At 61.7% G+C, this 13,420-nt stretch carries 14 protein-coding genes; 9 read left to right on the top strand and 5 right to left on the bottom strand.

What is annotated here, in order from left to right:
* Window positions 1-19 precede the first annotated feature (19 nt).
* Window positions 20-727 carry a Tim44/TimA family putative adaptor protein gene (locus AC04SF_RS15135; protein WP_488478455.1) on the bottom strand — a complete coding sequence of 236 codons (708 nt, stop codon included), beginning with the start codon at window positions 725-727 and terminating at the stop codon, window positions 20-22.
* Between the two features lie 212 nt (window positions 728-939).
* Here AC04SF_RS15135 and AC04SF_RS15130 point away from each other — a divergent pair, with 212 nt between their 5' ends.
* The 3 genes from AC04SF_RS15130 to AC04SF_RS15120 all read left to right on the top strand — a co-directional run bounded on the left by AC04SF_RS15130 (window position 940) and on the right by AC04SF_RS15120 (window position 4,282).
* Window positions 940-1,440, top strand: coding sequence for an FxsA family protein (locus AC04SF_RS15130; protein WP_488478454.1), 501 nt, complete (start codon window positions 940-942; stop codon window positions 1,438-1,440).
* Between the two features lie 338 nt (window positions 1,441-1,778).
* Window positions 1,779-2,279 (top strand): protein-export chaperone SecB, encoded by a 501-nt coding sequence (gene secB, locus AC04SF_RS15125; RefSeq protein ID WP_488478453.1) that lies wholly within the window; start codon window positions 1,779-1,781, stop codon window positions 2,277-2,279.
* 362 nt (window positions 2,280-2,641) lie between these two features.
* Window positions 2,642-4,282: an ABC transporter substrate-binding protein gene (locus AC04SF_RS15120; RefSeq protein WP_488478452.1), complete on the top strand. Its 1,641-nt coding sequence runs from the start codon at window positions 2,642-2,644 to the stop codon at window positions 4,280-4,282.
* A gap of 536 nt (window positions 4,283-4,818) precedes the next feature.
* On the opposite strand, the gene AC04SF_RS15115 is transcribed toward AC04SF_RS15120, so the two are convergent.
* Entirely contained in the window at window positions 4,819-5,331 is a 513-nt protein-coding gene (locus AC04SF_RS15115; RefSeq protein WP_488478451.1) for a hypothetical protein, read from the bottom strand.
* Window positions 5,332-5,622: 291 nt separating this feature from the next.
* Between AC04SF_RS15115 and AC04SF_RS15110 the strand changes: the two genes are divergently transcribed.
* Complete coding sequence (locus AC04SF_RS15110; protein ID WP_488478450.1) at window positions 5,623-6,690, top strand: cyclic nucleotide-gated potassium channel; 1,068 nt, start codon at window positions 5,623-5,625, stop codon at window positions 6,688-6,690.
* 16 nt (window positions 6,691-6,706) lie between these two features.
* On the opposite strand, the gene AC04SF_RS15105 is transcribed toward AC04SF_RS15110, so the two are convergent.
* Entirely contained in the window at window positions 6,707-7,081 is a 375-nt protein-coding gene (locus AC04SF_RS15105) for a hypothetical protein (RefSeq protein ID WP_488478449.1), read from the bottom strand.
* A 168-nt stretch (window positions 7,082-7,249) separates the two neighbouring features.
* Window positions 7,250-8,143, bottom strand: coding sequence for a DUF3800 domain-containing protein (locus tag AC04SF_RS15100; protein WP_488478448.1), 894 nt, complete (start codon window positions 8,141-8,143; stop codon window positions 7,250-7,252).
* Window positions 8,144-8,146: 3 nt separating this feature from the next.
* Here AC04SF_RS15100 and AC04SF_RS15095 point away from each other — a divergent pair, with 3 nt between their 5' ends.
* Together AC04SF_RS15095 and AC04SF_RS15090 are read left to right on the top strand one after the other, a co-directional pair.
* Entirely contained in the window at window positions 8,147-8,428 is a 282-nt protein-coding gene (locus AC04SF_RS15095) for a hypothetical protein (RefSeq protein WP_488478447.1), read from the top strand.
* A gap of 283 nt (window positions 8,429-8,711) precedes the next feature.
* Window positions 8,712-9,029, top strand: a complete 318-nt coding sequence (locus AC04SF_RS15090) for a hypothetical protein (protein WP_488478446.1) — start codon at window positions 8,712-8,714, stop codon at window positions 9,027-9,029.
* 125 nt (window positions 9,030-9,154) lie between these two features.
* Here AC04SF_RS15090 and lepA read toward each other — a convergent pair whose 3' ends face one another.
* A complete protein-coding gene (gene lepA / locus AC04SF_RS15085) occupies window positions 9,155-10,960 on the bottom strand; it encodes a translation elongation factor 4 (protein WP_488478445.1) in 1,806 nt (601 codons plus the stop codon).
* A gap of 207 nt (window positions 10,961-11,167) precedes the next feature.
* Between lepA and AC04SF_RS15080 the strand changes: the two genes are divergently transcribed.
* From AC04SF_RS15080 to AC04SF_RS15070, 3 genes are all read left to right on the top strand, one after another.
* Window positions 11,168-12,247 (top strand): TadE/TadG family type IV pilus assembly protein, encoded by a 1,080-nt coding sequence (locus tag AC04SF_RS15080; protein WP_488478444.1) that lies wholly within the window; start codon window positions 11,168-11,170, stop codon window positions 12,245-12,247.
* Window positions 12,248-12,381: 134 nt separating this feature from the next.
* Entirely contained in the window at window positions 12,382-12,753 is a 372-nt protein-coding gene (locus AC04SF_RS15075) for an endonuclease domain-containing protein (RefSeq protein ID WP_488478443.1), read from the top strand.
* 294 nt (window positions 12,754-13,047) lie between these two features.
* On the top strand, window positions 13,048-13,374 hold the full coding sequence (locus AC04SF_RS15070; protein ID WP_488478442.1) for a hypothetical protein: 327 nt from the start codon (window positions 13,048-13,050) through the stop codon (window positions 13,372-13,374).
* The last annotated feature ends 46 nt before the right edge of the window (window positions 13,375-13,420 follow it).

Here is a 13,420-nt window from a genome sequence, read left to right as displayed (position 1 = left end):
GAGCCCGCCTGTTCTGGACTCAGTCTTCTTCTTCGGTGGCGACGAGCTTCCAGTTTGGATCGCGCGAGCGCGTGTCGCGGGCGAAGGTCCAGACATCCTTGACCTCGGCCACGGTTTCCGGATCGCCGTCGATCACCGTGCCGGCCTTGTCGCGCGTCGCCGAAATCAGCTCGCTGATGATACGCAGCGTCACATGCGCCTCGCCGCCCTTCATCTCGGCCGAGACGATGTCGGCCTTGTCGATGCCGACGAAGGAGGACTGGATTTTTTCGGCCTTGGCCTCGCGTTCGCCGATCGCGGCGACGAAACCATCGAACACCTCACGCGACAGAAGGTTCTTCAGCGTTTTGCGGTCGCCGTCGGCATAGGCCATGACGATCATCTCATAAGCCATCTTGGCGCCGTCGATGAAACCCTTCGGATCGAAGGACGGGTCATTGTCCTTGATGGCGCGCAGGCCCTTGTTGAGATCTGTGTCGGGCTTGGCGAAAGCGTCGATCGCCGTATAGGCGTCGGCCGGCGCCGGCTCGCCCGGCAGCCGCTTGCGCGGCAGCGAAACGACATTTTCCGGCTTCTGCGTGGCGTCCTTGTCGGTGCGCGCCGCCGTGTAGGGGTCGAAGGGCGGCCGCTCGCTACCGGTCCGACGGCCCAGCACGTTGCGCAGCTGGAAGAAGATCACCACCGCCGCGATCAGGAAGAAAATCGTGCCGAAGTCGAAGAAGCCCATATCTTCCGCCAATCAATCCCTGCCTCTAGGCCGGACCATCCGGCCAACAGGCCGCGGTCGCATAGCGTTCAACATTCAAAGCATATAGAACGCAAGGTGCAATCATTCAAATTAAAGGCAGGCATACCTATCTAACGGCCTCAGTGCCAGCGGCGATTGCCGCCAACGGCCAAAACAATCGAAACGACCAACGACCGGAAGGTTGGCAAGACTTGCGCATTTCGCTGCTTCCCCTTTTTCTCCTCGCCCTGCCGCTGCTGGAAATCGCCGGTTTCGTCATCGTCGGCCGCGAGGTCGGCGCGCTGGCGACGGTCGGCCTGGTGCTGGCCTCGAGCATCGCCGGCGTGCTGTTGCTCCGGCACCAGGGTTTCGGCGTCATGGCGCGGGTGCGCGCCGAGATGGACGCCGGCCATGATCCCAGCCGCCAACTTGCCCACGGCGCCATGATCGTGGTCGCCGCGATCCTTCTGATCATCCCCGGCTTCATCACGGATATTATCGGCCTGCTCCTGTTCCTGCCGCCGGTGCGCGACCTGGCCTGGCGCCGGTTCAAGGGCCGCATCGTCGTGGCCACGGATTTCTCCGCCGGCGGTTTTCGCGGCCGGCCGCGCGACAAGGTCATCGACCTCGACGACGGCGACTATTCGCGCGAGGACGATTTGAAACGCGGGCCGGATCACAACTCGCCGTGGCGGCGTCTGAAGGATGATTAGGAGGCGGCGATCCGTCGCTTCGTCATCCTAGGGCGGAGCAAGGAGCGAAGCGACGCGGCGCAGACCCTAGGATCCATGCCGCGACCTCTGAACGCCGCTGCGGCGGAGGATATTCACCCCGAGCGCGGTTGTGAGCATTAAGCCGCTGCACCTGTCAGCAAGGTCGCGGCATGGATCCCAGGGTCTCCGCGACGCCGCTGCGCGGCTGCTTCGCCCTGGGATGACGACATGAGGAGACCCAAGGCGGCAAACCTTGTCTTGTCATGCCGGCCATGGTAGCGAACGCCCGATTTCAATTCGGTCAGCAACGCTGCCCAGGGGAAAAGGATATAAGGCTCATGGCCAGCAATGATGACGCGCCGACCGGCGCAGCCAACGGAAACGGCAATGCGGCGCAGCCGTCGCTCAACGTGCTCGCCCAGTATGTGAAGGACCTGTCCTTCGAAAGCCCCGGCGCGCCGAACTCGCTGCGCGGCCGCGACAAGGCGCCCGGCATCGCCATCAACGTCAACGTCAACGCCAACCCGCTGTCCGACAAGCAGTTCGACGTCAACCTGACGCTGAACGCCAAGGCCTCCTTCGACCAGGAAGTGCTGTTCAATGTCGAGCTGATCTATGGCGGCGTCTTCGCCATTTCGGGCTTCCCGCAGGAGCACATGTTGCCGATCCTGTTCATCGAATGCCCGCGGCTTCTGTTCCCCTTCGCCCGCCAGATCATCGCCGAGGCGACCCGCAATGGCGGCTTCCCGCCGCTGATGCTCGACCCGATCGACTTCGCGCAGATGTTCCAGCAGAAGATCGCCGAAGACCAGGCCGCGTCGAAGGTCCAGGCGAGCTGAAGCTCGGCCTCAACGGATGTTCTGAAAACCCGGCCTCGCGCCGGGTTTTTTGTTAGGGGCGCCATCCCTCGACTTCGTCATCCACGGGCCTCCGCGACGTCGCTACGCGGCTGCTCCGCCCGTGGATGACGAAGAGAGCAGGCCGCCACCCCGCCTGCGGAGCACCGCACAACTCCTGCGGATTCCAGAACACTCCCCGTCGTCACCCAGCCCTATCATCGCCGCCTCAGGCAAAGGCGTCCCGGCGGTCGCAGCCGCTCCCGCGTTGGCGATTCGTCGGGACAAGCCTGCTTCCGTGCATGCCGTTGTCCCAAAACCGCTGCGCACTTTTGGGCGGCATGCACCAACAAGAGGGAACGACGATGAAATTCATGCTGACCGACCGCAAATTGCACCCGCGCGCCAAACCCGTCGCCGACGACTTCAAGACCGGCGGCATCAACCGCCGCGAATATCTGGCGCTGATGGCCGGCCTCGGCGTCAGCGCCGCCGGCGCGCTGGCGCTCGGCGGCCTCGCCCCGACGCCTGCCCGTGCCGCCGAGCCGAAAAAGGGCGGCACCTTGCGCGTCGCCATGAACGTCAAGGGTTTCAAGGACCCACGCACCTTCGACGGCGTCGAAATGTCCAACGTCGCCCGCCACTGCAACGAATATCTGGTGCGCTGGAACACCGATTTTTCCTTCGAGCCCTGGCTGCTCGAAAAATGGGAGATGAGCGACGACGCCAAAACGCTGACCCTGCATGTGCGCAAGGGCATCACCTGGTCGAACGGCGACACCTTCAACGCCGACGATGTCGTCCACAACCTCACCCGCTGGTGCGAGGCCGGCGTCGCCGGCAATTCGGTCGCCGCGCGCATGGGCGCGCTGGTCAATGCCGACACCAAGAAGGTCGTCGATGGCGGCATCGAGAAGGTCGACGACTACACCGTCAAGCTCAACCTGCCGAAGCCCGACATCTCGCTGATCGCCGGCATGGCCGACTACCCCGCGCTGATCATGCACCGCTCCTATGAGGGCGACGGCGACCCCATGAAGGCGCTCGCCATCACCACCGGCCCCTGCCAACTGGTGAAATGGGACGCCGAGACCGGTGCCGAGGTGAAGCGCCGGGATAAGCCCTGGTGGAAGGGCGAATTCTATCTGGATGGCATCCAGTGGATCGACTACGGCTCCGATCCCAACGCCATGCTGTCGGCCTTCGAATCCGGCGAGATCGACACCGACCACGAAACCGCCTCCGACGCCGTCTCGCAGACCGACAAGATGGGGTTGAAGAACTCCGAGATCGCCACCGGCTCCACCATCGTCGCCCGCTTCAACATCGGCAACGCGCCCTATGACGATGTGAAGCTGCGCCGCGCCGCCCAGCTCGCCGTCGACAACTCAGCCGTGCTGAAGCTCGGCCTCGACGGCCGGGGCAAACCCGCGGACAACCACCATGTCGGCCCCATGCACCCCGAATATGCCGATATAGGTCCGGCCAAGCGCGACATGGAGGAGGCGAAAAAACTGCTCGCCGCTTCCGGCAAGGCGGACCATGAATATGAGCTGATCTCGGTCGACGTCGAATGGCAGAAGACCACCGGCGACGCGATTGCCGCGCAGATGCGCGAGGCCGGCCTCAAGATCAAGCGCACCGTGCTGCCCGCCGCCACCTTCTGGAACGACTGGAGCAAATACCCCTTCTCCTGCACCGAATGGCTCGGCCGCCCGCTCGGCGTCCAGGTGCTGGCACTGGCCTACAAATCCGGCGCCGCCTGGAACGAAAGCGCCTACGCCAGCAAGGAATTCGACGAGCTCCTCGACAAGGCGCTCGCCACCCCCGACGCCAAAGCCCGCAAGGAGATCATGGCCAAGATCGAGCAGAATCTGCGCGACTCGGGCATCATCATCCAACCCTACTGGCGCTCGGTCTACCGGACCTATCGCAAGGGCGTTGAGGGCTGTGAGCAGCACCAGGCGCTGGAACAGCATTTCGAGAAGGTTTGGATTGAGGGGTAAGGGGCGGTCCGCGTAGCGGACGGAAAGCCAATTGCTTGGCTTTCCGAGCCTCGAACGCCCTGAGCCTGCGAAGGGCCGGGTGACGCCAACGCTGGTCTTCCCTTCTCCCCTTGCGGGAGAAGGTGGCCTCGCGAAGCGAGGTCGGATGAGGGGTGTTCCAGCTTGACGCTACATCGACATCAAATCGACCAGAAAACACCACCGCCTCACGCCGCTGGAACACCCCTCATCCGTCTCGGCGCCAGCGCGCCGATCCACCTTCCCCCACAAGGGGGGAAGGACAGCGGCGCCGGGCCCTGCGCCGTACCTTCACCGCTAGCGCCGCCCCTCACTGTCCTGCCGGACATCTCTCCCCGTAAACGGGGCGAGAGAAGCTGGCCTCACCGTCGGCACCTTCTTTGCAAACGGTTGCGATTGGCGAAATCGGCGATAGCAGCCCCTTCGCCCCGTTTACGGGGAGAAGATGGCGGCAGCCAGATGAGGGGCGGCGCCGACGCTTGTCTTCCTGTCGCGGATTTCGACGACAGCGGACAGCGCTACCGCCCATCCCTCACCAGCGTCCAGATCCACCCGACAAAAGTCAGCACCAGGAACGGGTAGCCGGCGGCGGGCAGCGGCGCCGAGGTCGGCAGCAGGGGCGCGCCCCACAGGACCATGCAAGCCGAGACGACGAACAGCAGGGCGGCCACGCCAGCGGTGAGCCGCATCCACGGCGCGAAAATCTTCGGCGCGCTGACCATCACCAGCCCCGCTGCCCACAGCGAAATGCCGCCGACATAGGAGGGCACGCTGGCCTGCAGCCCCGCCGCGTTGCCGGCCAGTAGCAGGCTCTCGCCGGCCAGGAAGGTCAGGAAGCCCGCGGCGACGCAATCATTGCCGAGCCGCTGGTATTTCATGGTGAGCAGCGCGGTCGCCACGACGAGCGCCACGCCGTCGATCGTCCAGAGTGTTTCGCGCAGCGGAGCGCTGGCGACGAAGGTGCCGGCGAGGCCGAAGGCGCCGCCGATGGCGAGGCCGATTGCGGCGGCAGTGTCTGACGTGGTGCGCATGTGATGTTTCCCCCAAGCTGCCTCAGGATACAGCAGGGCGGTGTCTGATCCAATGCCCGCCGTTGGCGATGCGCTCTTGCCTGTTCCCCGCGCGGCTCCGGTGTCAGCTCGAAATCGACAGGGGCGTGAAGGAGAAAAAGAGCGGAGACTGCGCGAGAGCCGTCCGCGGCACCCACGGCCGACAAGGTCAGCCTTGCCCGAGAACCGATATTGGCCCATCGCAGCAGGCACCTTTACGCTTGCCCTGAAGCCATCCTATTTTGGCGGGTCGCAGCCGCTCATGGGCATGGAATGTCGGTACTGCCTTTCCTGAGGATTTACGCGCCGCTCAACGCGGTGCTGGCCGCGCCTGGCTTGCTGGCGGTGGCCGCGCTCACGATACCAGGCCTGTCCGGACCAAGCAGACTGGGCCTGGTTGCCCTGCTCGCTGTCATTTGGGGCGCCTATCTCCTGCAACTGGCCGCGACGCTGCTCAGGCGCCGGGCGGGAGACGTACGGGACAGGACGCCCAAAATCGCCATCGATGTGCTCGCGGTCCTGGTTCCGCTCGCCGCCTTTCTGCTCGTCCGCACGCCCGACTGGAGCCTCTACTGTGCTGTCTGGCTGCTGAAACCGCTGCGCGACTCGACTTTCTTCCCGGTGCTGGGCAGGGTCCTGGCCAACGAAGCGCGCAACCTGATCGGCGTCACCACGCTCTTCGGCGTCGTTCTGTTTGCCGTCGCGCTCGCGGCCTATGTCATCGAGCGCGACATCCAGCCGGAAAAGTTCGGCAGCGTCCCGCAGGCCATGTGGTGGGCGGTGGTCACGCTGTCCACCACCGGCTATGGCGACACGATTCCGCAAAGCTTCCCCGGCCGCGTCCTTGCCGGGGCGGTCATGATGAGTGGCATCGGCATCTTCGGGCTCTGGGCCGGCATTCTTGCCACGGGCTTCTATCAAGAGATCCGTCGCGAGGATTTCGTCCGCAATTGGCAATTGGTCGCCACCGTGCCGTTGTTTCAGAAACTCGGCCCGGCCGTGCTGGTCGAGATCGTGCGCGCGCTGAGAGCGCGCACGCTGCCCGCGGGCGCCGTGATCTGCCGCAGCGGCGAGCCCGGGGATCGGATGTTCTTCGTCGTGGAGGGGCGCGTCAGCGTCGCGACGCCGAACCCGGTGGAGCTTGGCCCCGGCGCCTTCTTCGGCGAGATGGCGCTGATCAGCGGCGAACCGCGTTCGGCGACCGTCAACGCCGCAACGGCGGTCTCACTCCTGTCGCTGCACGCGGCGGATTTCCAGATGCTGTGCAGCAGCAGCCCGGAGATCGCGGAAATCATCCGCAAGACCGCGCTCGAGCGGCGCGGCGCGGCACCGACGGCTTGATCCCGATCGTGCAGCTTCAGCGTCGCGCTGGCCGGCTGCCTCCGGCAGGTACCATCAAAGCGTGATGCCGCCGACATAGGAGACCACGCTGGTCTCCAGCCCCGCCGCATTGCCGGCCAGCAGCAGGGGTCCCGCCGGCGAGGAAGATCAGGAAGCCGGCGGCGACACGATCATTGCCCAGCCACTGGTATTTCAGGTGGAGCAGCGCGGTGGCGACCACCAGTGCCGCGCCGTCGATCGTCCAGAGCGTTTCGCGCAGCAGTGCGCTGGCGACGGAGGTGCCGGCGAGCGGGGGAGAAGATACATATTCGCAGGACAAGGCGGAAAGTGAGGAGGAATAGAGGTCTGATATCTCAACGGAAGGACCGTGGTGGCTGAAAAAATGAGTCACACCAATGGGTTACGAGGTATTTCAGTAAATTATTGATTTGGTTTGCTTTTTTTGACCAAATCGGCTAACTTTCTTGTCGGTGAGGACGCCGGAACGCGGGTTGTGGGTCTCATTCCCATGGCGCCCGATGATACGCTCGACAGCCTAAGATGTGGGGCTATTCGGTCATCAGGAAAACGCCTCCGGGTCCTCCCACCACTGTTTTGGATATCCGTAAAATTTGAAGATATCAGCCTGATCGAGATCGAGGTTGGCCATCTTCATCGAAGGCATCAGCTTAACGCCGAAGCCGGAGATTGTACCTCCAGGTTTGTCAGGAAAACGTCCCATTCTCCCTCCGAGCAGCTTTGCGAAACTCGGATCACAGCCGCCAGTATCATGCTTGTCACAGGCTTTGAAAAAGGCGCTCGCAACGATATCGGCCAACTGCAGGCCCTCGCGTTCATCATGCGGATAAACGGTCAGCAGGCCTGGATGCATAACCTCCCAACAAATTGAGCCCCAAGGCAAATAGGGGCTGTGCCTCTTCATTCGCATCCATTCGTAGTAGGCGTTCATCTGCGAATAGCGTAGTCCACCGCGCGCACTGTATTCGAGACGGAGGTGCCGTGGCGTGTGTGGCTCCAGAACAATTCTATCCCTCACGAACCGAGTCACCCGTTCAAGGAGTATGCGAGTCAACCAGCAATAGAACCAGTTTGAGGACGGAATTTTGCCTGCGAACGGATTGCTGTAGCCTTGCATGTTCTTTTTGTTTGAGGCGACTACGAAGCACCTAACATCCATCCCACTGATCGCAGCACAAGCTATGGCCTTCTTGGCGTCGTTTAGGTCTGTGAAATGGACAGTGGAGGTTTGTGAATTGCGAAAATTGGATCTAATTCCGGCAACCCAATCGGGAACTTTGGCCTGGTTCTCGGCCCGTATAACGACAGCCGACAAAACCAACCATTCCGATGAACCGGGAACTGTCAAAGGTTTAACTGCCCGCAACCCGTCATCGCCGGATTCGTCAATGTATGCTACGTAGCCATATGGTGGAACTTCGCCTGGGAGGCTCATTCAATGACAGACACAGAAGGCAGGCAAGAAACGAAGGCTGACGGGCTTGAGAGGGTAGCACAGGAACTTAAGCACGACGAGTCAAGGCAAATCTCTGATCGCGCGTTGAAGAAAGTGCTGAGCGCTCGCCCAGGACTAAATATTTGTCCTGAATGCCAACACGTTTTTCAAGGCAACGGGTGGGATGGAATTGATGCTCACTGGAAAGCAAGACACAATCAAATTATGCCATACGTCGACGCTTGGCCGCTTATAAAGAACGGCAAATATTCTGCGAAGAAGTGATGTTTTGCGGTTCTTTTGTTGGAAAGAATGCCCATAATTCGTGAACAACGGAAAAGCGTCATTTCTAAACGCTTGACGGCCAAGAACGACTCGCCATTAGTTTCCAGCTGAATTGGCACTTGCTGATTCTCGACACGACAAAGCCGGGGCGGCAACCCCGGCTCCGTGTCGAAAACCGCAAAACCTTTGGTCGGATTGCGGCTGGTCGAAGACACACGCGAACCATGAATCGCATTTGACTCTCTGTCAAGCCGGCCAAAGGTCTCCACATAAGGAAACCTTTATGTCTATTTTCGTGATTTCGTTCCGTATTGCAGATGAACAGAGTGTGTATGGTTCGTATTCCGAGCGCTGGAACTCGCTTAACGATACTATCCAGAGCAAAGCCGTAGGACGGCATTATTGGAAGCAGACGACCTCGTTCTTCACGTTGGAATCAACAGAAACCACCTCATCAGAACTCGCTAGCGCGATAAACAGTGGTTCGAAGTTTGACGCCACAAGGGATTTGCTCTTGGTCATAAATCTAACGGTCAAAGGCTATACCGTCTTGGGCGTGAATAGTGACGCCGACCTGGATGCAATCATGAATTTGCGTTGAGTTGATCAACTGGCGTGCCCAATAGGCATGCCAGTTGTATCAGGGTGCGCCCCCAACTCGTCGCTAGGCAAACAGACGGCTTTTCAGGCTGTCGACCAACATTCCTTTAAACAGGCTCAGCCTTCTCAATCCCCCATCTTCAAGGCCTGAATAAACGCCTCCTGGGGGATATCCACCTTGCCGAACTGGCGCATCCGCTTCTTGCCTTCTTTCTGCTTGTCCAGCAGCTTGCGTTTGCGCGAGACGTCGCCGCCGTAGCACTTGGCGGTCACGTCCTTGCGCAGCGCGGAGATGGTTTCGCGCGCGATGACCTTGCCGCCGATCGCGGCCTGGATCGGGATCTTGAACAGATGGTGCGGGATCAGCTCCTTCAGCTTCTCGCACATCTGCCGGCCGCGCTTTTCCGCCGCCGTGCGGTGCACCAGCATGGACAGCGCGTCGACCGGCTCTTCATTGACCAGGATCGACATCTTCACCAGGTCACCTTCCCTGTAGTCGGTCAGGTGATAGTCGAACGAGGCGTAGCCCTTGGAGATCGACTTCAGGCGATCATAAAAGTCGAAAACGACTTCGTTGAGCGGCAGATCGTAGGTCAGCATGGCGCGTTTGCCGACATAGGACAGGTCGGCCTGGATGCCGCGCCGGTCCTGGCAAAGTTTCAGGATGCCGCCGAGATAGTCGTCGGGGGTCAGGATCGTGGCGCGGATCCACGGCTCCTCGATCGCCGAGATCTTCACCACGTCGGGCATGTCGGCCGGGTTGTGCAGTTCCTTCGTCGAGCCGTCGGTCAAGAGCAGCCGGTAGACGACGCTCGGCGCCGTGGCGATCAGGTCGAGGTTGAACTCGCGCTCCAGCCGCTCCTGGATGATTTCCAGATGCAACAGGCCAAGGAAGCCGCAGCGATATCCGAAGCCGAGCGCGGCACTTGTTTCCATTTCATAGGAGAAGGACGCGTCGTTGAGGCGCAGTTTGCCGACGGCGGCGCGCAAATCCTCGAAATCGGCGGCGTCGACCGGGAACAGGCCGCAGAACACCACCGGCTGCGCCGGCTTGAAGCCGGGCAGCGCATGCGCGGTGGCGCGCTTGTCCTCGGTGATGGTGTCGCCGACGCGTGTGTCGGCCACTTCCTTGATCGAGCCGGTGAAGAAGCCGAACTCGCCGGGGCCGAGCTCGTCGACATTGATGCGGGCGGGCGTGAACACGCCGGTGCGCTCGACCAGATATTTGGCGCCGGTGCCCATCATGCGGATGGTCTGGCCCTTCTTCAGCACGCCGTCGATGATGCGCACCAGCACGATCACGCCGAGATAGGCGTCGTACCAGCTGTCGACCAGCATGGCCTTCAACGGTGCGGTCGCATCGCCCTCGCGCGGCGGCGGCAATTGGTGGACGATGGCTTCCAGTACATCGGGAATGCCAAGGCCGGTCTTGGCCGAGATCAGCACGGCGTTGGAGGCGTCGATGCCGATCACCTCCTCGACCTGCTCGCGGATGCGCTCCGGCTCGGCGGCCGGCAGGTCCACCTTGTTCAGCACCACGACGATCTCGTGGTTGTTGTCGATCGCCTGGTAGACATTGGCCAGCGTCTGCGCCTCGACGCCTTGCGAGGCGTCGACAACCAGCAGCGAGCCCTCGCAGGCGGCGAGCGAACGCGACACTTCATAGGCGAAGTCGACATGTCCGGGCGTGTCGATCAGGTTGAGGATATAGTCCTCGCCATTGTTGGCGCGGTATTTCAGCCGCACCGTCTGCGCCTTGATGGTGATGCCGCGCTCGCGCTCGATATCCATCGAGTCCAGCACCTGCTCCTTCATGTCGCGCAGCTCCAGCCCGCCGGTGGACTGGATCAGCCGGTCGGCAAGCGTGGATTTGCCATGGTCGATATGGGCGACGATGGAGAAATTGCGGATGTGGTCGAGGGGCGTGCTCATCCGCGCGCTTTAGCAGGGGCGGCAAGCGGCGGCAAGGCTTGCGGCGCAAGGGCTGCCCAGGTGATCGCAAACCGGTGAAAGGAGCCGAAAAATCGAGAATACCGGCCCGGCGGCCAGAGATGCTTAAACATTTATCGATCCCATTAGACCTTGCTTTGCAGGCTGTGTGGTATCTGCACAGCCACTAATGTCTCTGGGGGTAAGAAAATGCTGAAACTTGCAGGCGGGTTTGCCCGTTCGCGCAGCGGCTCGATGATGCCGCTGTTCTTTCTCATGATGGTGCCTCTTATATCCGCGGTCGGCTTCTCGGTTGACTATACCAGCGCGATCCAAACCCGGTCCAACCAGCAGCAGGCTCTGGATGCCGCGCTGCTGTCGATCACCACCATGGACACCACCTCGACGCTGGCGCAGCGCCAGACGGCGCTGCAGGATTCCTTCATCGCCAATGGTGGCCTGGGCACTGCGACGCTGAACAATTTTGTGGCTGGTACCACCACCGTCGCCGCCACCGGCCAGGCCACGGCAACTTTCTCCATGCCGACCACATTCATGCAGATCGCCAGGATCGACTCCGTGCCGGTTACCGTCGCGTCGGCGGTCAGCAAGCCGCCGGCGCTGGTCAATGCGAGCTTCAAGATCTCCAAGGTGTCGGGCTGGTGGAACAAGACGATGACGCTCTACGGCACGCAATTCGGAGCGACGACGGCCAAGCCGCTGATGTCCATCGAGTATACCTATAACGGCTTCGGGGACCCGAAGGGCTACGGCACCACGAACGTGTATACGATCACCAACAATGGTGGCGCCGACATCAAGACGCTGGTCCAGTCGCAAGTTTGCACGACCGCCATCGTGAGCACTTTCAACGGTTTGCCCGCCAATGCAATCCTCCAGACCAGTGGCAACAAGAAATATTCGACAACCTGCGTCGACACCATGTATCCGGCCAACAGCGCCGGCGCGGCGATCGATGTCAGCCAGATGGGCGGCCTCTCTCTGCAGATGTACGTGCCATCGGGCAACCCGCAATACCTCAAGTCGGACGATGCGAGCACCTCCAACCGGCTCTATAGCGGGGTGGACGCGAACAGCCTGGTCGAGACCGCAACCGGGACGAAGGTCGACATCTTCTCCATCGTGCCTTGCGGCGTCACCAGCTATCAAGCCTGGGAAGACGGTGGCACAACGGTGCCGACTCCGTCCTCGAATGCCGACTTTTTCTACAACGTCACCGGCAAGTGCGACTTCAACAAGCGGCCCTCGGACACAGCGCTGACGCAGTAAGAACGCTGCTCTTTCCCCTCTCCCACAATGGGCGAGGGGCGGGGAGAGGTCAGTGACTCGCCCGGGCGGTGGATCGGCGCGCAGCGCCGAGACGGATGGCTGGACGGAGCGCCGGGCCCGGCTAATCTGGCGCCATGCCGCATCAACCCGTCACCCCCGCCAAGCGCAAATTTGCCCGTTCGCTCCGGCGCGAGATGACGGAAGCGGAAGGCAAGCTTTGGCAGGAGCTGCGCGACCGCAGGCTCGACCGGATAAAATTCAGGCGCCAGGCCCCTATCGGAAAATACATTGCCGATTTCGTTTGCCCCGAGGCTCGGCTGATCATCGAGATCGATGGCAGCCAGCATGCGGAGTCGGATACGGACCGGATCCGCAAGACCGAACTGGAGGCGAAGGGCTTTCGTGTTCTGCGTTTCTGGAATGACGATGTCTTGAGAGACATGAACGCTGTCTGCGACACCATTATCGCCTATGTGCGGGATACGAGTCTCCAGCCTTGGCGATGATGGCGCCTCTTCCTTCTCCCCTTGCGGGAGAAGGTGGCCTCGCGAAGCGAGGTCGGATGAGGGGTGTTCCAGCTTGGCGGTACGTCAACAGCGAACCGAACCAGAAAACTTCAACGCCTCACTCCGCTGGAACACCCCTCATCCGTCTCGGCGCTGCGCGCCGATCCACCTTCTCCCACAAGGGGAGAAGGGAAAGCGCGCTCAATGCGCACTCAATCTTGATGAGGCCGGCTATTGGCGGCCTGGGTCGGCATGACCTAGCCTGCGTTACATCAGCCCCTGGAGAAGAATCCGATGTCCGACCCCGTGACGCGCGTATCCATCTTGCGATGTGATGCCCCGAAGTTTGCTACCTTGCGAGAGATGATGCTGGAGGCCGAGGCGGCGCTGCGGCCCGGCATCGAGGCCATGCCGGGTTTGCTCCTCTTCTACGCCGGCGCGGACGAGGCGACGCTGTCGCTGATCAACACCAGTGTCTGGGACACGCTGGAGCACGCACGGCAACTCGATACCTTCCAGCCCATGCTGGACGCGGGAAAGCGATTTGTCGCTGAAGGCGCAAGCTTCGAGCGGCCGATCATGCACTACACCTCGCTGTGGCGGTTTGGCCCGCTCGCGTAGGCTTGGGGCCATGATCACAAACCGGTGAGCGCTGTAACGAAGCGGC

Source organism: Mesorhizobium sp. CNPSo 4671, from assembly GCF_057784245.1.
Note: the sequence above shows the minus strand (reverse complement) of the source record. Positions and strands in the feature narration are given on the sequence as shown.

Coding starts and splice junctions, on each gene's coding strand:
- AC04SF_RS15080 (WP_488478444.1), top strand. CDS start 11,168: ATGCTGAAACTTGCAGGCGGGTTTGCCCGTTCGCGCAGCGGCTCGATG.
- AC04SF_RS15075 (WP_488478443.1), top strand. CDS start 12,382: ATGCCGCATCAACCCGTCACCCCCGCCAAGCGCAAATTTGCCCGTTCG.
- AC04SF_RS15095 (WP_488478447.1), top strand. CDS start 8,147: ATGACAGACACAGAAGGCAGGCAAGAAACGAAGGCTGACGGGCTTGAG.
- secB (WP_488478453.1), top strand. CDS start 1,779: ATGGCCAGCAATGATGACGCGCCGACCGGCGCAGCCAACGGAAACGGC.
- AC04SF_RS15110 (WP_488478450.1), top strand. CDS start 5,623: ATGTCGGTACTGCCTTTCCTGAGGATTTACGCGCCGCTCAACGCGGTG.
- AC04SF_RS15120 (WP_488478452.1), top strand. CDS start 2,642: ATGAAATTCATGCTGACCGACCGCAAATTGCACCCGCGCGCCAAACCC.
- AC04SF_RS15115 (WP_488478451.1), bottom strand. CDS start 5,331: ATGCGCACCACGTCAGACACTGCCGCCGCAATCGGCCTCGCCATCGGC.
- AC04SF_RS15090 (WP_488478446.1), top strand. CDS start 8,712: ATGTCTATTTTCGTGATTTCGTTCCGTATTGCAGATGAACAGAGTGTG.
- AC04SF_RS15135 (WP_488478455.1), bottom strand. CDS start 727: ATGGGCTTCTTCGACTTCGGCACGATTTTCTTCCTGATCGCGGCGGTG.
- lepA (WP_488478445.1), bottom strand. CDS start 10,960: ATGAGCACGCCCCTCGACCACATCCGCAATTTCTCCATCGTCGCCCAT.
- AC04SF_RS15070 (WP_488478442.1), top strand. CDS start 13,048: ATGTCCGACCCCGTGACGCGCGTATCCATCTTGCGATGTGATGCCCCG.
- AC04SF_RS15100 (WP_488478448.1), bottom strand. CDS start 8,143: ATGAGCCTCCCAGGCGAAGTTCCACCATATGGCTACGTAGCATACATT.